We start from the raw sequence: 20,717 nt of genomic DNA on the forward strand, positions 1-20,717 counted from the left end.
CCATCATCATCAGGAAGCTCAGGATGAAGCTCAGGCCGCCGATCATCAGCAGTCCCAACTCACCGACCACCGGCAGCAGGTTGGTCAGGAAGCCCGTCACCACCCAGGCGATCGCCATCACGGAACCCGCGACACCGAGCGCCCAGCCCTGCCGCTCGACCGCCACCGCGTCCGAGTAGGCGGTGTACATGGTGGTGTAGGCCACCATGTCGAAGCAGCCGACCACCATGCCGAGCCCCCAGAGCATGCCCTCGTGCGGCAGCAGGGCCGACAGCACCTGGCCGATGCCGGCGATCAGCAGGCCGAGCTTGGCGATGTCCACCACGCTCCAGACCTTCAGCATCAGGCGCACGATCACCATCAGGCCGAACACGAAGCAGATGCCGATCAGGCCGCTGAACAGGCCGAGCTGCGAGCTGGTGTAGCCGAAGCGGGTCTGCAGCACCAGCATGATGGTCTGCAGGTAGAGGCCGTAGCCGACCTGCATCAGGAAGAACACGATCGACAGGAAGGCGACGCGATGATGGCGGCCGGCCTCGTAGATGATGCGCAGCGGCAGCAGGATGTCGACGTGGGTCTTGCCCTTGGGCGGGCTCGCGTCGCGATAGGTCCAGAAGGTCCACAGGCCGCAGAACACCGACAGCGCGGCAACCAGCAGGAACGGCGTGCCGTAGTTGAAGATCGGCAGGATCGTGCGGTCCGAGGTGATGCCGCCCAGCACCGGGCCGACGATCACACCGGCGCTGAAGGCCATCGACATGATGCTCATGTTGTAGGCCTTGGTTTCCGGCGTGCTGAGGTCGGTGATGGCCGCCTGCGCGATGCCCTGGCAGCCCGCCATCAGCCCGCTCAGACCGCGCCCGACCAGCAGCAGCGCGATGCTCGGCAGCAGCGCGCCGAGCGCCATCAGCAGGTAGCTCAGCGCCAGGCCGAAGATGCAGAGCAGCAGGATCCTGCGGCGCCCGTAGCCGTCCGACAGCTCGCCCATCAGCGAGGAGCCGAAGAACATGAAGAACGGATAGACGCCGTAGCCGAGCCCCAGGTAGAAGTTGCGCAGCGAGACGCGGGTGCCGGCGCCGATGATGCCCGAATGCGGATCGGAGAAGATCGCCGCCATGATCGGGTAGACCAGGCCGAAGCCCATGGCGTCGATCGCGATCGCCAGCAGGCAGGGGCCCAGCAGCTTGAGATTGAGTCGGGACATGAGGCGGCCTCGCGGCAAGTGGAGTTGCCGCCCAACTTAACGAGCGCCGCACCCGGGGAGTAGCGCCGCCGCCTCGATATCAGTCATCGGTAAACCCGATCGATGCGCTCCGGTCCCGCGCGGCTCGTGCCTCGGGCGGCGGCTTCGCCAGGCGCACCGCGTCGGGCAAGTGCGCCTCGAGCAGTTCGAGCACCGCCTGCGTCCTGGCCGGCACCGGGCGCGTCACCGGCAGCAGCGCGTGCAGCTCGAAACCCGGCACGGTATGGCCGGGCAGCAACTCGACCAGCCTGCCCGTCGCCAGCGCCTCGGCACAGACGATCTCCTGCAGCACGCCGATGCCGCAACCGGCCAGCAGCAACTGATGGACCGGGCCCCAGTGGCTGACCGTGGTCACGATGTTGATCGGCGCGGCGGACGAGGCCGGATGCGGCGAAGCGGCAGCGAAGCGCAACTGGCCATCGGAGAACAGCCCCGCGACCCGGATGAATGGATGCCGGACCAGGTCGGCGGGCTCCTCCGGGCGGCCAGCCGCATCCAGGTAGCCGGGCGAGGCCACCAGCACGCGGCGCACATGGCCGAGCCGCCGCGCGATGAAATTGCCCTCGCCGATGCGACCCAGCCGCAGCGAGAGATCGACGCCCTCGGTCACCGGGTCGGTCGGTTCGTCGTTGAGGACCATCTCGACGTGGAGCTGCGGATGCTGCTCGCGCATCACCGCGACCACGCCCGGCAGCAGGGCATCGCCCACCCCGTGCGGCGCCGCGATGCGGATCCGGCCGCGCACCGCCCGATCGCCGGGCGCAACCGCGACGCGCGCCTCCTCGGCGGCATCGAGCACCAGCTTGCTCTTCTGGTAGAACAGCGAGCCCTCGTCGGTGCATGAGACGGCGCGCGTACTGCGCAGCAGCAGACGCACGCCGAGGTGCTGCTCGAGCCGCTCGATCCGGTCGCTGACGGCGGGCTGCCCCAGGCCCAGGTCCCGCGCGGCGCGCGACAGGTTTCCGCGTTCGACGACCCGCACGAAGACGCGCATTGCGGCCAGCAGATCCATGTATGCCTCGTTGTTGTCCGGATACCGGGCCCGCGAGCCTCGGCGGAATGGAGCCCTGGATTCTACCGGTCGACGCCGCGGATCCCGCCGGCATCGACCATGCTTTCTGACAAACCGAAAGCTTTCGAGCGCCAGGCATTGCCGTTCCCACTGAATCCTCCGGACAACTTCATAAATGGGCGATTTCGGCCGGACTAGACTGTCCGCACCGGATACCCGGTCAACATCCCCCCGAGAACGCCGGCGCATCGACGCCGGCACCGGGCGGCGGCCCCGGCCGCCGATTCCTATCAGACAGGAGACATGCATGATCATCTACGGAACCGCCCTGCTCGCGTTCTGCCATCTCGCCGGCCTGTTCCTCGGCGACCTGCTGGGCGCCGCGATCGGCGTCAAGACCAATGTCGGCGGCGTCGGCATCGCGATGCTGCTGCTCATCGCGCTGCGCATCTGGCTGCACCGGCGCGGCTGGCTGCCCAAGGAGTCCGAGGCCGGCGTGACCTTCTGGGGCGCCATGTACATCCCGGTGGTGGTGGCGATGGCGGCCAACCAGAACGTGGTGGCCGCGCTCAAGGGCGGCCCGGTGGCGCTGCTGGCCGCGCTCGGCGCGGTGGCGATCTGCGCCTGCTGCATCGCGGTGCTCTCGCGCCTGGGCAACGACGACTCGGCACTCGTGCCGGCCAAGCAATAAGCGGAGGCCGGAATGCTTGCCATGCTCGAGAAAGTTCTCTCGCACAACGGCCTGGTGGCCGCCTTCGCGCTGGTCGGGATCGTGATGTGGATCTCGATGATGCTGTCGAAGACGCTCACGCGCGGCCGCGTGCACGGCTCCGCCTTCGCGATCCTGATCGGCCTCGCGCTGGCCTGGGTGGGCGGCACGCTCACCCACGGCGAGAAGGGCATCGCCGACGTGCCGCTGTTCGCCGGCATCGGCGTGATGGGCGGCGCGATGCTGCGCGACTTCGCGATCGTCGCCACCGCCTTCGAGGTGCAGGCCAGCGAGGCGCGCCGCGCCGGCATGATCGGCGTGGTCTCGCTGCTGCTGGGCACGGTGCTGCCCTTCATCGTCGGCGCGCTGGTGGCGCGTGCCTTCGGTTATACCGACGCGGTCAGCATGACCACCATCGGCGCGGGCGCCGTCACCTACATCGTCGGCCCGGTGACGGGCGCGGCGATCGGCGCGAGCTCGGACGTGATCGCGCTGAGCATCGCCACCGGGCTGGTCAAGGCCATCATCGTGATGGTCGGCACGCCGCTCGCGGCCGGCTTCCTCGGCCTGCGCACGCCGCGCTCGGCGATGATCTTCGGCGGCCTGGCCGGCACCGTGAGCGGCGTGACGGCCGGGCTGGCCGCCACCGATCGGCGGCTGGTGCCCTACGGCGCGCTGATCTCGACCTTCCACACCGGCGTCGGCTGCCTGCTCGGGCCCTCGGTGCTGTTCTTCGCCACCCGGGCCATCGTCGGCGGTTGAACGAGACGGGCGCGGCCGGCGGCACCCCAGTGCCGCGCCGGCCGCGCCCGCGTCCACCTCGCCCCTGCCCGCGAGCCTGCCCTTCCTTGCACCGGCACCGCGTCATGCGCCATCCCATTCCCCTCCAGGGCCCGCTGCCCGAACACGAGCGGCGCGCGCTGCAACTCAGGCATCATCTCGCGCTCGCCAGGCTGCTCGGCCGCTGCCACGACCCGGCGCCGCTCGGGGTGCTGGCCAACGTGATCCGGCTCGCGCAGGCGCTGCGCGGCACCGCCTCGATGCCCTCGCTCGCCGCCTGCTGCCGGCGCGCCGACCTCGCCCTGCAAGGCAGCTTCGCGCGCGGCGCGCCCTACCGGCTCGACCGGGCCGCGCGCGATGCGCTGGAGCCGCTGCTCGCGCTGCACGACGCGCAACTGGCCGCCGTCACGGTCGGCGCCTACCTCGGCGCCTGGCGTGACATGCGTGAGGCGCAATCGGTCATTCCGTATTCTCAATCGATAAACCGCGACACGCCGATCGACATTCATGCGCGACACCTTAATTGGCGATGCGATTTGATATCCGCCACCTTAAATGGGCGGCGCAATTAATATCCGAAATCCGGATTCGAATAGATACAGATCCGTATCATCGTTGCCGCGATACGACGATCCGGCATTCGACTTGCCAAGTCGATTGAAAAACACCTGAAAAACAATGCGATTGCCCGATCGGCACTCGTTCGCATTTACCACACAATATCCGGTCCGAATTCGACGACTCGGTCGCCGGCGCCCGGAATCCCGGCCCAGGCGCAGGCTGGGCCGGCTTTTCCCGCCACACGCCCGGATCCTCGGCCCGGTCGATACAAGAAAAATGTCACCTGCCGGATAAGCCGACTGTGTACCATTCAAAAAGATACACACCAAGATACACACCATAAGCCGGCGCAATTCCAGGTGAATCGCGCGATTCCGGCCGACCGCATTGGCGTCCCTGTTTTTCCGGCGAGGCAGTACCGCGTGGGCCGGACGGATTTCCCTTTGGGGGTGAAATCCGGCGCCAGCATTTCGATAATAAGCAACGGGTGATGACAAGATCACGATGAGCACGACTTCCGAGGGTTTGAGCTATCGGTTCTCGACGTCCTATGCGCCGGCGCGCGAGCGTTTCGACGCCTGGCGCGCCGACACCGGTGCGCTGTTCGACATCGGCCTGCTCGAGGACGAGCATGTCCCCTACGATTCGCAGTTCGATTTCACGCTGCTCGACCAGATCATGTTCGGCGGCCGCCAATGGCTGCATCCCGAGCATCGCGTCGAGCACGCGATGAGCCGTTCCGCGCAGCGGATCCGCTCGGACGGGCTTGACGGCTACTACCTGCAACTGCAGATCAGCGAGACGCTGTCCGGCTCGGCCGGCCGCGACCCGGTGCTGATCGGCCCCGGCGACATGTGCGTGCTCGACCTGGCCACGCCCTTCGACCTCAAGGTCAGCACCGGCGACACGATCTGCATGGTGATCCCGCGCGACTTGCTGCCGGCGGGCGCGGCGGCGCTGCACGGCCGCTCGCTGTCGCACGGCATGGGCTCGATGCTGGCCGACTACCTGCGCTCGCTGCGCCGGAACATGTCGGTGGTCTCGGCCGGCGAGATGCCCTATGCGGTGCAGGCCACCAAGAACATGCTGCTGGCCTGCCTGGCGCCGACGCTCGACACGCTCAAGCAGGCCGAGACCGAGCTCGACGCGATGTTCGTGAACCGCGTGCGCGACTACATCGAGCAGCACCTGCTCTCGCCCGACCTGAGCCCGGACCGCATCTGCAAGGCGATGGGCATCTCGCGCTCGAAGCTCTACCGGCTGTTCGAGCCGACCGGCGGCGTGGCGCGGCTGATCCAGCACAAGCGCCTGCATCGCGCGCGCAACCTGCTGATCGACCCGACCGCGAAACGCATGCGGATCTCCGAGGTGGCGTGGCGGCACGGCTTCGTCAACGAGAAGCACTTCAGCCGCCTGTTCAAGGAGAAGTTCGGCTGCACGCCGAGCGAGGTGGCCGCGCGCGAATTCCGCCGCGAATCCGAGTACGCGCATGCCTCGCCGGAGCAGTCGGCCGCCTCGACCAACTTCAGCGACTGGATGCGCTCCTTCGTGTCGCTGTAGGCCGGGGCAGGCCGACGCGGCGCGGCCATGAAGCCAGGACGCCACGAAAAAAAACGCGGCCGTCGAAGGACGGCCGCGTTTCTTGCGTTGCCTGCGATGGCTCGCGCGCTCAGTTCTGGATCAGCGGATTGAGCGTGGTGCAGAGGAAGCCCGTGCAGTTCGCCGGCTTGAAGTAGAACGAACTGACCGCCGTGCCGAAGGCGAGATCGCCGAAATAGGCATTGCCCTGCGTGCCCAGCGTGTTCGACTGCGTGACGAAGCCGCTGTTGGTGGTCTGCACGGCCGCGCTCTGGTACGTGAAGGTCGGCGATTGCGTCTGGTCCTTCACGTAGACCGTGGCCGAGGCGCTGCCGAACACCTGCGTGCCCTTGGCGCGGAAACCGCGCGCGCCCTCGCTGTTGGCCTGCGTGACGAAATCCGCGGCCGACGCGCTCGGTGCCACCGCCTCGTAGGTGTAGGTCGCGTTCGAGGCATTGTTCTTCATGTACAGCGTCACCTCGGTCGAATCGAGGAACAGCGGCGAGACCTGCCAGTAACCCGATTGCCCCTGCCCGTTGGCCTGCGTGACGAAGTCGGCCGGGCTGCCGACTGCCGGCGCGAGCTGGTAGCTGTAGGTCGCCGACGTGCCGTCGCTGCGATACAGGTTGCCGAATCCCAGCTCGCCTTCGTAGCGGAAGCCGCGCGCGCCTTCCGCGTTCACCTGCGTGAGGAAGGCCGCCTGGCCCGATTGCGCGCTCTGCAACTCGTAGGTATAGACCGCGCCCGCGCCGTCGTTGACGAAGATCGAGCGGATCGTGCTGTCGCCCGCGAACGACAGGTCGGCGAGATAGTGAAAGCCCTTGGCGCCCTCGCCATTGACCAGCGTGAGGAAGCTGGCGCCGTCGGCGGCCGTCGCGATCGCCTCGAAGCGCGGCGTGAGCGTGCTGCCGGTTCCGCTGGTGCCGCTGGTTCCGCCGCTGGTGCCGCTGCTGCCGCCGGTGCCGCTGGTCGAACCGCCGCCGCCCGACGAGGAGCCGGCGGAGCTGGAGGAACCCGCCGAAGCGGACGAGACATCGTCGTCCCCGCCGCAGGCGGTCAGGGCGAGACAGGCGAGCGCGATCAGCGCGGCGGCTTTTTTCATGGCGACCTCGGGAAGCGAATCAAAGGGAAGACGACGCGAAGGGCGCGGCCCGCCTGACGCGGCGCGGGCCGCGCGGCGGCCGGCGGCCGCCGCGTCGAAGCAGCTTGCTTAGTTGACCTTCAGCGTACCGCCGCGGCCCAGGCCGCCGCTGACGTCCTGCGCCTTGTAGCTGCGCAGTGCCACCACCATCTTGTTCCAGGCGTCGATGAAGGCGACCACGGTGGCCTTGCCTTCCGGCGTCGACGAGAAACCGCCGAGCGCGCCGCCCACGCCACCGCCGAAGCCGCCCAGCGCGGCGCCCCAGTTGGTGGCCGTCGAGCTGCCTTCGGCCGCCGCGATCTGCACGGCCGAGCGCACGTCGAACAGCGTGAGCGTGACCACCGAGGCCTTGCTCTTGAGGCTGCCGGCCAGCGCCGAGATCGCGCCGTTGCCGATCAGCCCGCCGATCGCGCCGCCGATGCCGCCGATCGCCGAATCGTTGACCACGATGGTCGGCTCCATGTAGTAGTCGGCCGCCACGCGCTGGCCCTTCTGCTGCTTCGAGCCGGCGCGGTATTCGCCGGAGCTGCGCTGCAGCGCGGTGATGCGCTGCAGGCGCGCGTCGGTCTTCTGGTTGCCGACCGAGGTGATCACGAAGCAGTTCGATTGCTGGACCGCCAGGCGCAGCAGCGGATCGATGCTGGTGACCTTGGTGGCGCTGCCGAACGGGCCGAACCAGTCCGCGTTGCGGCCGTCGTCGACGGCGATCGTGCCGAGCGGCTGCGCGCAGTGCTCGAGCTTGGTGTCGGCGCCCGCGCTGGCCGCGCCGCCCGCGGCGCCGCTCACGCCGATGTCCTGGCCGCCCGGCGTCACCATGCCGCCGCATGCGGCGAGCGAGGAGACGATGGCGGCGGCCGCCGCGATCCTGGTGATGGGATAGGTTTTCATATCGTTGTCGAATCAAGTGAGACGATGTACGGCTTACACGTCGGTGCGAACCTAGATAAGCCCCCCGGCATGGTTCGCGAAAGGATTGGTCTCCCCGTCGCGGCCCCCCATGCTTCGGAATTCGTCAGTACCAGTACCAGGTGGTCTGTTGCCAGGTGCCGTAGTACGGATAGCCCGAATTCCAATAGCCGTAATAGACGTCACGCCAGCGCGTGCGCCACTTGAAGTCTTCCTCGTCGGCCTTCTTCGCTTCGCGGGCCTGCTGCAGCAGCTTTTCTGATTCCTTATCGCCGCGGCCCACCGCGATCGACAGCCATTTTTCCGCTTCGCGCGGGTCCGGGCCCATCTCCTCGAGGCCGAACAGGTAGTAGGCGCCGAGCGCCTTCTGCGCGCGCAGGTCGCCGCGCTCGGCGGCGCTGCGCATCCAGTTGAGCGCCTGGTAGCTGTCCTGGCGCACGCCGTCGCCGCGGAAATAACGCAGGCCGAGATCGTAGGCGGCCTTCGGCTGCGCCTTCGCGCTCTCCTTGAGCGCCGCGATGCGAGGGTCCTCGCGATCGTTCACGCCGTCCTTGAATTCCGTGGTGACCTGGTTCTTCGGGCGATCGGAACAGCCCTGGCCGTCGCAGATACGGACCATGTCGCTGGGCTGGGGCTGCGCGCAGGCAGCCAGCAACAGCAAGGACAGCGACGGCACCAACAGACGGCACTTCATGACTCCCCCCGGCTCGAATCGAGTCGCATCGACTGCCGGTTTCCGACGCCCGCCCCGAGGCGGTGAAGCGCTCACGCGCCTCGCGGCGCGTGAGCCAAACGTTTCAACTTCGGCAGGCATGCGGCCCGCGGTTTCTCTCTATGCCGGAACGTCTCGCCCGCCAGCCTGGTTCTCATGATGTTTCGGCTCGCGAGCGCCGGCCTTCCGTGCCGGATTGGGTGAGCCATCGACAGACGATCCCCCCAAGGGATTCCACGCGATTCGGCGCCATCGGGGGCGACGATAAATTTATGAGATTTCAGCGCGAGCCGTGTCTTTCCGGCTGTTCGTGAAGACGAATCCTAAATTCTCCAGCCGAAAAAACGAGTGCCTCGCCGTCCACGATTGGTTACTGTCCGTCTCATCGAAAATTCGACAGGAACTTTGTCGGTATGAACCCTGCCCCGGTTTTGGGGCATCATGGCCTCGCCCGCGGCCGGCCGCGGGCGCCCAAACCGTCCTTTTCCGGAGACTCGCAGCATGCTGCATGCCCTTCAGCCGACCTTCGCGGCGCCGACATCCGCGCGCGCATCCCGTCGCGGCTTGGCGGCCGCCATGCTTGCGTGCGCATCCATCTTGTCGGCGATCGCGCCGGCGGCGACGGCTCAAACGCCAAGCACCGCTTCCGAGGTGACGGGTGCCTCGCTGGTGCCGCTCGCGGTGCTGCCGCCCTCGCCCGAGCACGGTGCGCCGGCCGAGTTCTGCGCGCATTACCGCGAGCCCGCCGATGCACTGTCGGCCGCCGGCCGCGAGGTCGAGAAGCTCGGCTGGTTCGTGATGTCCGAGGCACCGCTCGGCCCTTACCGCGCGGTGTCGTTCGCGAGCGGCTTCGAGCCCGGCACCAGCGCGATCTGCACGCCGCGCAACGCCAATATCGGCATCTTCGAGGGCACGCGCCTGATCGCGCTCGCCTATACCGCGCGCAAGGCCGACTGGCAGCTCGGCAGGCTCGAGCCGCTGGAGACGGGCGGGCTGCTGGTCGGCGAGGGGCAAGGCGTCGGCGGCCCGGTCGCCGAATTGCATCAGCAGGACGAGGGGCTGCGCCTGACCGCGGTGGCCGCCTCGCGATCGTTCTGCCAAGGCCGCGCGAGCGTGCCCAAGGTATTCGGCAAGTCGATCGCCGAGGCGCGCAAGATCCTCATCGCACAGGGCTGGAAGCCGGTGCGTGCGAAGCGCGGCGACCCGCTCCACGACGTGGCGGCCGATCTCGCCAGGCACGGCGTGATCGAGGTGAACGACTGCTCGGGCACCGGCGTGGGTTATTGCAGCTACACCTATCGCAACGCCGTCGGCGTGCTGTCGGTGGTCACCGTCGGCGGCGATCCCGATCCGCGCAACGACAACGTGGTCGGCGCCACCGCCCGCTGCGCGGCGAAATGACGGGCGCCGAACGCAGTCGATAGCACCGCCGGGGCCGCCAAGACCGCGGCGCGGGGCTGTCGCGTCTCCGTAAGCTTGCTCTGGCAAACTGCAAGCCTCGGCGCAAGCGCCGGGGCCCGGCGCACGGATCCGCCGCGCGCTCGTTTTCCTTATCGACTCCCGCTCTCCCGACATGACGCGTTCTGTTTCCCAATCGGCCCTGCTATGGATCGTGGCCGGTGGTTTCTTCATGCAGGCGCTCGACACCACCATCGTCAATACCGCCCTGCCCTCGATCGCGCATGCCTTCGGCGAGGACACGCTGTCGATGCGCTCGATCGTGGTGGCCTACACGCTCACCATGGCGATGCTCACGCCCGCCTCGGGCTGGCTGGCCGACCGCTACGGCACGCGCTCGGTCTATTTCGCGGCGATCCTGGTGTTCGCGATCGGCTCGCTGGCCTGCGCCGGCTCGCATACCTCGACGCAGCTGGTGGTGGCGCGCGTGGTGCAGGGCGTGGGCGGCTCGATGCTGCTGCCGATCGGCCGGCTCGCGGTGCTGCGCAGCGTGCCGGGCGAAGCCTACGTGGGCGCGCTGGCCTTCATCTCGATCGCCGGCCAGGTCGGGCCGATCGTCGGCCCCACGCTGGGCGGCTGGTTCGCGCAGGCGCTGTCGTGGCGCTGGATCTTCTTCGTCAACGTGCCGATCGCGGCGGTCGGCCTGCTCGCGGTGCAGCGCTACCTGCCCTCCGACCGGCTCGACGAGCGGCAGCCCTTCGACCTGATCGGCTGCACCCTGCTCTCGCTGGCGATGCTCGGCAGCTCGCTGGCGCTCGACATGCCGGGCGCCGCCTCGCACGTGGGCTGGATCGTGCTGGCCGCGCTCGGTTCGGCGCTCGCGGTGCTGGCCTATGTCGCGCATGCACGCCGCCGCGAGCAGCCGCTGTTCCGGCTCGGCCTGTTCGAGCGCCGCTTCAGCGTCGGCCTGGTCGGCAACCTGGTGTGCCGGATCGGCAGCAGCGCGGTGCCCTTCCTGCTGCCGCTGCAGATGCAGCTCGGCTTCGGCTACTCGCCGCTGCACGCGGGGCTGGTGATGCTGCCGGCCGCCGTCGCCGGCGTGATCACCAAGCGCATGATCGCGCCGCTGGTCAGGCGCTACGGCTACGTGCCCTTCCTGAAGGTCAACACGCTGGTGGTGGGCATCTCGATCCTCGGCTTCGCCACGCTCTCGCCGCACACGCCGCTGCTGCTCGACCTCGCGCTGATGGCCTCGTTCGGCGGCGCCACCTCGATGCAGTTCGCGGCCATGAACAGCGTCACCCTCAAGGATCTGTCCCATCGCGACGCGAGCAGCGGCAACAGCCTGTTCTCGATGGTGCAGATGCTGGCCACCGGCCTGGGCGTGTCGATCGGCGGCGGCTTCGCCAGCCTGCTGAGCGCGCACGGCAGCTCGACCTTGTTCGGCATCCAGATGAGTTTCCTGCTGGTCGGCGCGATCACGGTGCTGTCGACCTTCGTGTTCGGCAAGCTGGAAAGCAAGCCCGCCGTCGCCGGCACGCGCGGCAGCCACTGAGCGGCGAGTCGCGGCAGCCCGGCCACCGCGCGGCTCGCCTCAGCCGGGCGCGCGGCAGTGCTCGGTGAAGCGCGCCAGGAAACTCATGCAGGCCGCCAGCTCGTCACGGCGCACGTATTCGTCGGCGCGATGCGCGCGCGTGATCGAGCCCGGGCCGCAAACCACCGCCGGAATCCCGATCGACTGGAACAGCCCGCCCTCGGTGCCGAACGACAGCGTGGTCTCGCGCTCGTCGCCGAGCCAGCCGGCGCACAGCGATTTCAGCTCGAGCGAGCCGGCATCGTCGCGCAGGCCGGGATAGGCGGACAAGGGCTCCAGCTCGATGGCCGCCTCGGGCGCCACGCGCCGCATCTCCGGCAGCAGCGTATCGCGCGCGAGCGCCGTGAGCGCCTCGATCACCCGCTCGCCGTCGCGCCCCGGCAATTCACGAATCTCGAAGTCGAACGCGCAACGGTCGGGCACCACGTTGACGGCCACGCCGCCCTCGATGGTGCCGGTCTGCACGGTGCTCCAGGGTGGATCGAAGCGCGCGTCGCGCGCGCCTTCCGTCTCCAGCGCGCGGGCGCTGCCGCGCAGCGCCGTGACCAGCTCGGCCGCGTACTCGATCGCATTGACGCCGAGCTGCGGCTGCGCCGAATGCGCCGCCAACCCGCGCACGCAGCAGCGATACGCGCGCTTGCCCTTGTGCGCCGAGCCGAGCCGCATGCCGGTGGGCTCGCCGATGATGCAGCCCAGCGGCCGCGCCGCATCGCGCGCCAGCTCGTCGAGCAGGTCGCGCACGCCCACGCAGCCGATCTCCTCGTCGTAGCTGATCGCGAGATGGATCGGCACCGCCAGCGGCTCGGCGACGAAGGCCGGCACGGCGGCCAGCACGCAGGCCAGGAAGCCCTTCATGTCCGAGCTGCCGCGTCCATACAGGCGGCCGTCGCGCTCCACCAGCTCGAACGGATCGCTGCTCCAGGGCTGGCCCGCCACCGGCACCACGTCGGCATGGCCGGACAGGCACAGGCCGCCGCGATCGCGCGGGCCGATGGTGGCGTAGAGATTGGCGCGCGTGCCGTCGGCGTGCGGCACCAGCCGCGATTCGACGCCGTATCCGCGCAGGTAGTCGGCCACGAAGCCGATCAGGTCGAGGTTGGGCTGGCGGCTGATCGAGCGGAACGCCACCAGCCGCGCCAGCAGCTCGACCGGATCGCGCGGCGCGCTCATGGCTTGACGGCGATCACGTCGATCTCGACCAGCCATTCCGGGCGCGCCAGGGCCGTCACGGTCAGCCCCGTCGAGACCGCGTGCACGCCCTTCAGCCAGCGCCCGATCACGCGATAGACGGCCTCGCGATAGCGCACGTCGGTCAGGTAGACGGTGATCTTGCAGATGTCCTCGAGCTTGCTGCCGGCTTCCTCCAGCAGCATCTGGACATTCGCCATCGCGCGCTCGGCCTGGGCCGCGGCGTCGCCGATGCCGACCGATTGCGAAGTGTCGAGATCCTGGCCGATCTGGCCGCGCAGGAAGACCATCTTGCCGGCCACCACGCCTTGCGCGAGGTCGTTGTCGAGCGACTGCTCGGGGTAGGTGTGCTTGGTGTTGAACGGGCGGATGCGGATATGTTCCATGGGGAATCAGGCAGTGGCTGGGTTGGGAAAAGCGGCGAGGCCGCCGCAATGCGTGAGGCTCAGTGCGTGAGGATGCGGGACAGGAACAGGCGCGCGCGCTCCGAGCGCGGCGCCTCGAAGAAGGCGTCGGCGGCGGCATCCTCGACGATCGCGCCGCGCTCCATGAAGATCACGCGATCGGCCACGCGCCGCGCGAAGCCCATCTCGTGCGTGACCACCATCATCGTCATGCCCTCGCGGGCCAGGTCGGTCATCACCTCGAGCACTTCGTTGACCATCTCGGGGTCGAGCGCCGAGGTCGGCTCGTCGAACAGCATCGCGGCCGGGTCCATCGCCAGCGCGCGCACGATCGCCACGCGCTGCTGCTGGCCGCCCGACAGCGCCGCCGGATACTTGCCGGCCTGCGCGCGCAAACCGACGCGATTGAGCAGCGCGAGCGCGCGCGCCTCGGCTTCGTCGCGGCGCCGGCCCAGCACCTTGAGCTGGGCGAGCGCGATGTTGTCGAGCACGCTCATGTGCGGGAACAGCTCGAAGTGCTGGAACACCATGCCGATGCGCGCGCGCAGCGCCGACAGGCGCGTGCCGGCCGCGCCCACGCTGATGCCGTCGACCACCACCTGCCCGGACTGGAACGGCTCCAGCCCGTTCACGCACTTGATCAGCGTGCTCTTGCCCGAGCCCGACGGCCCGCAGACCACCACCACCTCGCCCTTGGCGACGCTGGCGGTGCAGGCGTCGAGCACCTGGAACGCGCCGTAGTGCTTGCCGAGCTGCCGGATCTCGATCATCGAAGCCTCCCTTGCGCTCAGCGTTTGCCGTCGAAATAGCCGGCGCGGATCGCGCTGCCGATCAGGTTCAGGATCAGGCGGCCGGCGGTGATGCAGGAGATCTGGTTGACGTCCTTCTCGGGCTGGATCTCGACGATGTCCATGCCGACCACGCGGCCCTTCTTCACCAGGCCGTGGATCAGCTTGCGCGCCTGCAGGAAGGTCACGCCGCCCGGCGCCGGGCCGGCCACGGCCGGCATCACGGAAGGGTCGAGCCCGTCGGCGTCGATCGTCAGGTAGTAGTTGCCGTTGTCGGGAATGCGCGCCAGCACGGCATCCATGCCGACGTCGTGCAGCTCGTAGGCGCTCACCAGCTCCGAGCCGTAGGCCTGCGCCGCGCGCAGTTCCTCGGGCCGCGCGCTGCCCTGCGCGCGCAGGCCGATCTGCACGATCTTCGCCACGTGCTTCATCTCCGAGGCGCGGCGGATCGGGCTCGACAGGCCCTCGCGCACGCCGTTCACCTCGTCGCGCCAGTCCAGGTGCGCATCGACATGCACCAGGGTGATCGGCCCCAGCGTATCGAAGGCGCGCAGCACCGGCGTGGTGATGCCGTGGTCGCCGCCCATCACGATCGGCAGCGCGCCGGCCGCGAGGATCTTGCGCACCGCGGCCTCGACGCGCTGGTAGTGGCTGCCCGGCGCGGCCAGGTCGGCGATCACGTCGCCGCAGTCGACGAAGCGGATGTCGTCGCGCTCCTGCAGCAGCGGGCCGTCGATATCGAAGTCGTAATGGCCGGGCGAGCGCACCACGCGGTCGGTGGCCTGGCGGATCGCGGCCGGCGCGTTGGTCTGGTCGTTGGTGAAGTCGGAGGCCGAATAGGCCGCGCCATAGGGCATGCCGAGCACGGCGATGTCGGCCACCAGATGGTCCAGGTCGAGGGCGAGTTCCGAGTACAGCAGGGTCTTGTGGCCGGTGCGCGGCGCGACCGTCAGGGCTTGCGTCATTTTCAGTATTCCTCTTTATGTGGATGATGCGATGAGCGCTTCGTCGGGAATGGAATCAGGCGTGGCGGTAGCGCGTCGCGGCGCGCTCGGCCCACTGCCCGGCGATGTCGAGCAGCACGCTGCACGACCAGTAGATCAGCGCCGTGGTGCCGAGCACCTCGACGTAGGCGAAGGTATCGGCGGTCAGCAGGTTGCTCTGGTAGGTCATCTCGGCCAGGCTCATCACCGAGAAGATCGAGCTGTCCTTGAACATCATGATGGTCAGGCTGGTGGTGGCCGGCGCGAGGAAGCCGAAGATCTGCGGCAGCACCACGTGGCGCTGCACCTGGAAGGCGTTCAGCCCCAGCGAGCGCGCGGCCTGCACCTGCCCGTGCGACAGGCTCGCCAGCGCGGCGCGCAGGATCTCGCAGAAGTAGCCGCCGGTATAGAAGGCGGTGGCGGCCACGCCGATCGCGAAGGCGGGCACCCGCAAGCCGAGCTTGGGCAGGCCGAAGAAGCTCAGGTAGACCAGGATCAGGAAGGGCACGTTGCGCACGATCTCGACATAGGCGAGCGAGAGCGCGCGCAGCAGGCGCGAGGGCATCGCGCGGCAATAGGCGGCCAGCGTGCCGGCCACGATGCCGAGCGGGATGCCGAGCACGCAGACCTGGGCCGTCACCTTCAGCCCTTCGAGCAGCGGCCCGATCGAGGCGGTGATGATGGAAACGTCAATGGACATGGGACAGCCTGCGTTCGAGCCCGCGCGAGGCGGACGAGACCAGGAACAGGATCGCGAAGTAGACCGCCGCCGCCGCGCTGAACACCTGCAGCGGCTGGTTGGTCTGCAAGGTGGCGTCGCGCGCCACCGTCGCGAGGTCGTGCACGGCGATGATCGACAGCAGCGAGGAGGCCTTCAGCAGCATGGTGAACTCGCTGGTCAGCGGCGGGATCGAGCGCAGGAACAACTGCGGGAACACGATGTGGCGCCACACCTGCACCGGGGACATGCCGAGCGCGCGGGCCGCAGGGATCTGTCCGCGGCCCAGCGAATGCAGCGCGCCGCGCAGGATCTCCGAGATGTAGGCGGCGGTGTTGAGCGCCAGCGCGAGGATCCCGGCCTGCAGGGGCGAGAGCGTGATGTCCAGCAGCGCGGGCAGCACGTAGTAGGCGACCAGCATCTGGATCAGCGCTGGCACGCCGCGGATCAGGCTCACGTAGGCGAGCACGCAGGCCGCCGCCACGCGCCCGCCGTGCTGGCGCGCGAGCAGCAGCAGCGCGCCGAGCACGATGCCGATCGCGAACGCGGCCACGCTCGCGATCACCGTGGTGGCCGCGCCGGCCGCCACGTCGTGCAGGAACGGCCCGAGCATGGCGCCGTCGAGGAAGGATGCCGATGCCATCGCGCGCGCCTCAGACCGCGCCTTCCGGCAGGTAGCCGCTGGTCGGCAGGTTCATGGTGTAGCCGAACCACTTCTTCTGCAGCTGGGCCAGTTGCCCGTTCTTCTCCAGCTCGCTCAGCGAGGCGTTGATGAAGTCGCGGATCTCCTTGTCCTGCGGATTGGCGACCCAGGCCAGCATCTTCGGCTCGCCGATCTTGCCGACCACGCGGAACTGCCCCGGCTCCTTCTTCATCAGCACCGCGACGATGTTCGACGGCATGATGCCGATGTCGAGCGTCTTGTTCTGCAGCGCCACCATCACGTCCGGATAGGCCTGGAACAGCTTGATGTCGGCATAGCCGGCGCCCTTCGCCTTCAACTGCGTATCGAAGGCCTGCGCGATCGGCTGCGAGGACGAGCCCATCTGGGTGCCGACGATCTTGCCGCCCGCGTCCTCGGGCTTGCCGACCGCCGTGTCGCCCGCGCGCACCACCAGCACCGTGTCGACCACGCCCACCGGCTGGGAGAAGGCGAAGCGGCGCGCGCGCTCCGGATTGATGCCGACGCTGGTGGCGACGAAATCGAACTTGTGCGTCATCAGGCCCGGCAGCAGGCCCTGGAACGGCAGGTTCATCTGGTTCAGCTTCACGCCGAGCTTGCCCGCCATGTATTCGAGGATGTCGTGGCCGTAGCCGGTCACCTTGCCGTTCTCGACGAATTCGAAAGGTTCGTAGGCCGCCTCGGTGCCCACCGTCAGCACGCCGCGCTTGCGGATGTCGGCCAGCGTGCCGCCCTCCGCGAAGGCGATCGACGGCGCGGCCAGCGCGAGCGTGGCGCTGCCCGTCAGGGCAAGGAATTGACGTCGGTTCAGCGGTCTCATGGCGGTGCTTCCTGGTAGCGGTGGGGGGTGGTTGAAGGCCAATGTAGACACGCCAAATAGTTTTGGAAATTCATTTTTTTATTGATATGGTTTCGGAAACCGAAACTTTCGCGGGGCGCGATCGATGAAGAAAATGGACCTCGACGAGCGCGACCTGCGCTCGTTGCGCGTGTTCTGCGCGGCCGCGCAGGCCAGCGGTTTCGCCGCGGCCGAGCGCGTGCTGGCGATGTCCAAGGCCTCGATCAGCCGGCACATCAACGAGGTGGAGGCGCGCCTGGGCATCAAGCTCTGCGAGCGCGGGCCGGGCGGCTTTCAATTGACCGAGGGCGGCGAGGTGGCGCTGCGCGTGGCCTCGGAAGCGCTGGAGGCGCTGGAGCGCATCAAGCCCGAGGTGGACGCGGTGCGCGGCGTGCTGTCGGGGCCGCTGCAGTTGGGGATGTCGGAGCATGTGCTGAGCCACGAGGGCTGCCGCGTGCCGCAGGCGCTGGCCGAGCTGCACCGGATCGCGCCGCTGGTGCGCCCCTCGCTGTCGGTGATGACCTATCGCGATCTCAGCGCCGCGCTGATCGAGCGCCGCGTGCAGGTCGCGATCCGCGGCGCCTACAAGCGCGCGGCCGGGTTTCGCCACTATCCGCTGTTCGAGGAAACCCATCGCGTGTTCTACCGGCCCGACGTGGCCGGCGAGTTGCGCGCGGCCGGCGATACGCGCCGGCTACCGCTGGTCTATCGCTCGCATCCGTTCGTGGAGGACGCGCTGTCGAGCCAGGGGTTCGCGCAGGGGCCGGAAGTCGTCGGCCTGGAGGCCGTGGCGATGATGGTGGCCACCGGCCATTGCGTCGGGCTGCTGCCCGAGCAACTGGTGGCGCGGCTCGCGCCGCGCTACCGCTTCGAGGTGCTGCCCGATTCGCCGGCCTATTCGGTGTCGTTCTGCGCGATCGTCGAGGAGGCGCGGCCGGTCACGCGCAGCGTCGAGGCGTTCCTGAACCTGCTGCTGGAAACGCATCGGCCTTGAAATCGGCCTTGAAGTCAGCCTTGAAACGAGCCTCGAAGGGCGGCACGGCCTTGCACCGTGCCGCCGCGCGGCGGCGTGCTGCTCAGGCGCTCGCCACCGGCATGCGCGCCTGCAGCGGCACCGAGAGATCCTCGAGCTGCTCGCGCGTGAGCGTGACGTCGGCGGCCAGCAGCGCACGGCCCTGCACGTAGTCCTTGGTAGCGTTCACGGCGTCGAGCGCGATCAGGCGGCCGCCTCGCAGGTAGAGCACCAGGAACGAGCGCGCGGCCAGCTCGCCACGCACCGCCACCTCGTCATAGCCGTCGGGAATCCCGGCCATCTGGATGCGCAGGTCGTACTGGGTCGACCAGAACCAGGGCACGCCCGGCTTCGGCGAGGGTTTGCCGGTGATCGAGGCGGCCACGATCTGCGCATGTTCGAGCGCGCTCGGCACGCTCTCGATGCGCAGCGCGGCGCCGGCCACCAGCGGATGCGCGCGACGCGCGCAATCGCCGATCGCGTAGACGTCGGGCAGCGTGGTGCGGCACTGCGAATCGACATCGACGCCGTTGCCGCCCTGCGCACCCGCATCGAGCAGCCGTTGCGCGGTCGGCACGATACCGATGCCGGCGATCACCAGGTCGGCCGCGATCGAACGGCCATCGGCCAGCTCGACCGCGCTGACGCGCCCGTCCTGCCCCTTCAGCGCGGCGACCTGCGCGCCCGTGACGATCTCCACGCCGCGCGCGCGATGCTCGCCCTCGATGAAGGCCGACAGCGGCTCGCCGGCCACCCGCGCGAGCAGGCGGTCCTGCGCTTCCACCACGGTCACGCGCACGCCGCCGAGCTTGGTCAGCGAGGCGGCCGCCTCCAGGCCGACGTAACCGCCGCCGACGATCACGACATGCTCGCGCCCGGCCAGGTCGGCCTTCAGTGCATCGATATCGTGCTTGGCGCGGATCACGTGCACGCCCGCCAGCGTCGCGCCTTCGCAGGCGAGCCGGCGCGGCGCGCCGCCCGCGGCCCACACCAGCTTGCCGTATTGCAGCGTGGCGCCGTCGGCCAGGCGCACGCGATGCGCCTCGGGCTCGATCGCCTCGACGCGATGCGCGAGCCGCACCTCGATGCCGCGTTCGAGCCAGGCCTCGGCGGTGCGAAAGCGGATCTGCTCGCCGCCGCGATCGCCGGTGAAATAGTCCTTGGTCAGCGGCGGACGCTCGTAAGGCAGCTCGGTTTCGTCGGACAACAGCATCACGCTGCCTTCGAAACCGGCCTTGCGCAGCTCCATCGCGCAATTGGCGCCGGCATGTCCGGCACCGACGATCAATACATCCACTACGTCCATCTGGCGTTCCTCTATTTTGTTATCCGGTCGATGCCGCGCGGGCGGCGCCGGAATGGGCCGGCGGCGTTTGAAACGCGCCGTCGCGTGCAGGGCGGCCCGCGTGATCGCGAGCCCTGGAGAATCGGCGTCCGTGAGTATCGCCGTTCATTGCGCGCGCGGCAACGCCCGGGCCGATGATTTCGCGCCGTGCCCTGGTCGGCCGATCGACACCGCGGGCTCGACGTCCGGCCATCCCGGCGCATGCGGTCTTCTCGGCTATCGCAGGCTGGTCCGCCATCAGCGGCGAGGCCGCCGAGCGCCGCTAGCCAGCCGATCAAGCCTCGCGATCGATCGCCAGGCCCAGCGCATCCGCCAGTTCCTTCGCACTCCGCACCACCCGCGCCTCGCGCGGATAGGCGCGCGCATCGCTCGCGGCATCGAGCCAGGCCAGCACGCGCATGCCGGCGGCCACGCCCGCCTGCGCCCCGAGCGGGCTGTCCTCGACCACCACCGCCTCGGCGGCGCTCACGCCGAGCCGCGCGGCAGCGAGCCGATAGCCGTCGGGCGCGGGCTTGCCGGCCGCCACGTCGTGCGCGCTGATCGATACCGTCAGCCAGGCATCCAGGCCGAGCGCGCCGATGCCGGCGTCGAGCGTGCCGCGCCCCGCGTTCGACACCACGGCCTGGCGCAAGCCCGCGCGCTGGGCGGCACGGCACAGCGCGAGCGCGCCCTCGCGTGCGCGCAAGGTTCCGAGGCTCGCGGCGAAGGTATCGGCGCGCAGTTGCGACCACCGCGCGAAATCGAATGCCTGCCCGTAGCGCTCGACGCAGAAGCGGTAGGCATCGCGCCCGGTCATGCCGACGGTCAGCGCATGGAGCGCCTCGTCGGCCTGCACGCCGAAGTGATGCAAGGCAGCCGCCAGCGAGGCGAAATGCAGCGGCTCGCTATCGGCGAGCGTGCCGTCCATGTCCCAGAGGATCGCCCGGCAAGCGGGCTCGGAAGAGGATCGGTCGAGCTTGCCGCTCGCGTCGGCGGCATGGAACGAATTGCCGGTGTCGGTGGAATCGGAGGCGGGCATGAGAGCAGCGGAATTGAATACGGAATCGGCCATGAAGGCCTCGATTGTAAATCGGAGCAGGCTTCACTCCGCACCGGCGCGATACGAATCCCGCATCGATCGCGAGC

At 68.9% G+C, this 20,717-nt stretch carries 21 protein-coding genes; 7 read left to right on the forward strand and 14 right to left on the reverse strand.

What is annotated here, in order from left to right:
* Positions 1-1,204, reverse strand: a 1,204-nt coding sequence (locus tag F3J10_RS07435) for an MFS transporter (protein ID WP_167241788.1), incomplete at its 3' end; no start/stop codon positions are given.
* A 79-nt stretch (positions 1,205-1,283) separates the two neighbouring features.
* Positions 1,284-2,255, reverse strand: coding sequence for a LysR family transcriptional regulator (locus tag F3J10_RS07440; RefSeq protein ID WP_167241789.1), 972 nt, complete (start codon positions 2,253-2,255; stop codon positions 1,284-1,286).
* A gap of 307 nt (positions 2,256-2,562) precedes the next feature.
* Between F3J10_RS07440 and madL the strand changes: the two genes are divergently transcribed.
* The 4 genes from madL (at position 2,563) to F3J10_RS07460 (ending at position 5,865) form a co-directional block, all read left to right on the forward strand.
* A complete protein-coding gene (madL, locus tag F3J10_RS07445; protein WP_013691177.1) occupies positions 2,563-2,946 on the forward strand; it encodes a malonate transporter subunit MadL in 384 nt (127 codons plus the stop codon).
* Between the two features lie 12 nt (positions 2,947-2,958).
* Positions 2,959-3,726 carry a malonate transporter subunit MadM gene (gene madM, locus F3J10_RS07450; RefSeq protein ID WP_013691178.1) on the forward strand — a complete coding sequence of 256 codons (768 nt, stop codon included), beginning with the start codon at positions 2,959-2,961 and terminating at the stop codon, positions 3,724-3,726.
* Between the two features lie 86 nt (positions 3,727-3,812).
* Complete coding sequence (locus F3J10_RS07455) at positions 3,813-4,316, forward strand: hypothetical protein (RefSeq protein WP_240155427.1); 504 nt, start codon at positions 3,813-3,815, stop codon at positions 4,314-4,316.
* A gap of 493 nt (positions 4,317-4,809) precedes the next feature.
* The gene (locus tag F3J10_RS07460) at positions 4,810-5,865 is read left to right on the forward strand and encodes a helix-turn-helix domain-containing protein (protein WP_025100675.1); all 1,056 of its coding nucleotides are present in this window, start codon (positions 4,810-4,812) and stop codon (positions 5,863-5,865) included.
* A gap of 109 nt (positions 5,866-5,974) precedes the next feature.
* Here F3J10_RS07460 and F3J10_RS07465 read toward each other — a convergent pair whose 3' ends face one another.
* The 3 genes from F3J10_RS07465 to F3J10_RS07475 form a co-directional block, all read right to left on the reverse strand.
* Complete coding sequence (locus F3J10_RS07465) at positions 5,975-6,985, reverse strand: hypothetical protein (RefSeq protein WP_166912979.1); 1,011 nt, start codon at positions 6,983-6,985, stop codon at positions 5,975-5,977.
* A gap of 108 nt (positions 6,986-7,093) precedes the next feature.
* Positions 7,094-7,912: a hypothetical protein gene (locus F3J10_RS07470; RefSeq protein ID WP_025100670.1), complete on the reverse strand. Its 819-nt coding sequence runs from the start codon at positions 7,910-7,912 to the stop codon at positions 7,094-7,096.
* A gap of 124 nt (positions 7,913-8,036) precedes the next feature.
* Positions 8,037-8,624, reverse strand: a complete 588-nt coding sequence (locus F3J10_RS07475; RefSeq protein WP_025100669.1) for an SEL1-like repeat protein — start codon at positions 8,622-8,624, stop codon at positions 8,037-8,039.
* Between the two features lie 669 nt (positions 8,625-9,293).
* Between F3J10_RS07475 and F3J10_RS07480 the strand changes: the two genes are divergently transcribed.
* Together F3J10_RS07480 and F3J10_RS07485 are read left to right on the forward strand one after the other, a co-directional pair.
* Positions 9,294-10,043 carry a hypothetical protein gene (locus F3J10_RS07480; protein ID WP_345791193.1) on the forward strand — a complete coding sequence of 250 codons (750 nt, stop codon included), beginning with the start codon at positions 9,294-9,296 and terminating at the stop codon, positions 10,041-10,043.
* Between the two features lie 172 nt (positions 10,044-10,215).
* A complete protein-coding gene (locus F3J10_RS07485) occupies positions 10,216-11,595 on the forward strand; it encodes a DHA2 family efflux MFS transporter permease subunit (RefSeq protein WP_167241791.1) in 1,380 nt (459 codons plus the stop codon).
* Between the two features lie 39 nt (positions 11,596-11,634).
* Here F3J10_RS07485 and argE read toward each other — a convergent pair whose 3' ends face one another.
* Genes argE through F3J10_RS07520 form a run of 7 tightly spaced genes read right to left on the reverse strand, consistent with a single transcriptional unit; the run spans position 11,635 to position 17,217 of the window.
* Entirely contained in the window at positions 11,635-12,804 is a 1,170-nt protein-coding gene (argE, locus tag F3J10_RS07490; RefSeq protein WP_025100666.1) for an acetylornithine deacetylase, read from the reverse strand.
* A complete protein-coding gene (locus F3J10_RS07495) occupies positions 12,801-13,208 on the reverse strand; it encodes a RidA family protein (RefSeq protein WP_025100665.1) in 408 nt (135 codons plus the stop codon). The genes argE and F3J10_RS07495 overlap by 4 nt, the downstream gene beginning before the upstream one ends.
* Positions 13,209-13,267: 59 nt before the next feature.
* Positions 13,268-13,996, reverse strand: coding sequence for an amino acid ABC transporter ATP-binding protein (locus F3J10_RS07500; RefSeq protein ID WP_167241792.1), 729 nt, complete (start codon positions 13,994-13,996; stop codon positions 13,268-13,270).
* A gap of 17 nt (positions 13,997-14,013) precedes the next feature.
* Positions 14,014-14,979, reverse strand: a complete 966-nt coding sequence (locus F3J10_RS07505; protein ID WP_166912976.1) for an agmatinase — start codon at positions 14,977-14,979, stop codon at positions 14,014-14,016.
* A gap of 55 nt (positions 14,980-15,034) precedes the next feature.
* Positions 15,035-15,697, reverse strand: a complete 663-nt coding sequence (locus tag F3J10_RS07510; RefSeq protein WP_025100662.1) for an amino acid ABC transporter permease — start codon at positions 15,695-15,697, stop codon at positions 15,035-15,037.
* Positions 15,687-16,358, reverse strand: coding sequence for an amino acid ABC transporter permease (locus F3J10_RS07515; protein WP_025100661.1), 672 nt, complete (start codon positions 16,356-16,358; stop codon positions 15,687-15,689). The genes F3J10_RS07510 and F3J10_RS07515 overlap by 11 nt, the downstream gene beginning before the upstream one ends.
* 10 nt (positions 16,359-16,368) lie before the next feature.
* The gene (locus F3J10_RS07520) at positions 16,369-17,217 is read right to left on the reverse strand and encodes a transporter substrate-binding domain-containing protein (protein WP_025100660.1); all 849 of its coding nucleotides are present in this window, start codon (positions 17,215-17,217) and stop codon (positions 16,369-16,371) included.
* A gap of 124 nt (positions 17,218-17,341) precedes the next feature.
* On the opposite strand from F3J10_RS07520, the gene F3J10_RS07525 reads away from it, so the two are divergent.
* On the forward strand, positions 17,342-18,229 hold the full coding sequence (locus F3J10_RS07525) for a LysR family transcriptional regulator (protein WP_167241793.1): 888 nt from the start codon (positions 17,342-17,344) through the stop codon (positions 18,227-18,229).
* An 82-nt stretch (positions 18,230-18,311) separates the two neighbouring features.
* On the opposite strand, the gene F3J10_RS07530 is transcribed toward F3J10_RS07525, so the two are convergent.
* The gene (locus tag F3J10_RS07530) at positions 18,312-19,553 is read right to left on the reverse strand and encodes an FAD-dependent oxidoreductase (protein ID WP_167241794.1); all 1,242 of its coding nucleotides are present in this window, start codon (positions 19,551-19,553) and stop codon (positions 18,312-18,314) included.
* A 313-nt stretch (positions 19,554-19,866) separates the two neighbouring features.
* A complete protein-coding gene (locus F3J10_RS07535) occupies positions 19,867-20,643 on the reverse strand; it encodes an HAD family phosphatase (RefSeq protein WP_240155431.1) in 777 nt (258 codons plus the stop codon).
* Positions 20,644-20,717 lie beyond the last annotated feature (74 nt).

Source organism: Burkholderia sp. Cy-637 (assembly GCF_011753175.1).
GTDB lineage: Bacteria > Pseudomonadota > Gammaproteobacteria > Burkholderiales > Burkholderiaceae > Burkholderia > Burkholderia gladioli.

Excerpts from the sequence above, each read along its gene's own strand:
- F3J10_RS07440 (WP_167241789.1), bottom strand. The coding sequence starts at position 2,255 with ATGGATCTGCTGGCCGCAATGCGCGTCTTCGTGCGGGTCGTCGAACGC.
- madL (WP_013691177.1), top strand. The coding sequence starts at position 2,563 with ATGATCATCTACGGAACCGCCCTGCTCGCGTTCTGCCATCTCGCCGGC.
- madM (WP_013691178.1), top strand. The coding sequence starts at position 2,959 with ATGCTTGCCATGCTCGAGAAAGTTCTCTCGCACAACGGCCTGGTGGCC.
- F3J10_RS07460 (WP_025100675.1), top strand. The coding sequence starts at position 4,810 with ATGAGCACGACTTCCGAGGGTTTGAGCTATCGGTTCTCGACGTCCTAT.
- F3J10_RS07465 (WP_166912979.1), bottom strand. The coding sequence starts at position 6,985 with ATGAAAAAAGCCGCCGCGCTGATCGCGCTCGCCTGTCTCGCCCTGACC.
- F3J10_RS07470 (WP_025100670.1), bottom strand. The coding sequence starts at position 7,912 with ATGAAAACCTATCCCATCACCAGGATCGCGGCGGCCGCCGCCATCGTC.
- F3J10_RS07475 (WP_025100669.1), bottom strand. The coding sequence starts at position 8,624 with ATGAAGTGCCGTCTGTTGGTGCCGTCGCTGTCCTTGCTGTTGCTGGCT.
- F3J10_RS07485 (WP_167241791.1), top strand. The coding sequence starts at position 10,216 with ATGACGCGTTCTGTTTCCCAATCGGCCCTGCTATGGATCGTGGCCGGT.
- argE (WP_025100666.1), bottom strand. The coding sequence starts at position 12,804 with ATGAGCGCGCCGCGCGATCCGGTCGAGCTGCTGGCGCGGCTGGTGGCG.
- F3J10_RS07495 (WP_025100665.1), bottom strand. The coding sequence starts at position 13,208 with ATGGAACATATCCGCATCCGCCCGTTCAACACCAAGCACACCTACCCC.
- F3J10_RS07500 (WP_167241792.1), bottom strand. The coding sequence starts at position 13,996 with ATGATCGAGATCCGGCAGCTCGGCAAGCACTACGGCGCGTTCCAGGTG.
- F3J10_RS07505 (WP_166912976.1), bottom strand. The coding sequence starts at position 14,979 with ATGACGCAAGCCCTGACGGTCGCGCCGCGCACCGGCCACAAGACCCTG.
- F3J10_RS07510 (WP_025100662.1), bottom strand. The coding sequence starts at position 15,697 with ATGTCCATTGACGTTTCCATCATCACCGCCTCGATCGGGCCGCTGCTC.
- F3J10_RS07515 (WP_025100661.1), bottom strand. The coding sequence starts at position 16,358 with ATGGCATCGGCATCCTTCCTCGACGGCGCCATGCTCGGGCCGTTCCTG.
- F3J10_RS07520 (WP_025100660.1), bottom strand. The coding sequence starts at position 17,217 with ATGAGACCGCTGAACCGACGTCAATTCCTTGCCCTGACGGGCAGCGCC.
- F3J10_RS07525 (WP_167241793.1), top strand. The coding sequence starts at position 17,342 with ATGAAGAAAATGGACCTCGACGAGCGCGACCTGCGCTCGTTGCGCGTG.
- F3J10_RS07530 (WP_167241794.1), bottom strand. The coding sequence starts at position 19,553 with ATGGACGTAGTGGATGTATTGATCGTCGGTGCCGGACATGCCGGCGCC.
- F3J10_RS07535 (WP_240155431.1), bottom strand. The coding sequence starts at position 20,643 with ATGGCCGATTCCGTATTCAATTCCGCTGCTCTCATGCCCGCCTCCGAT.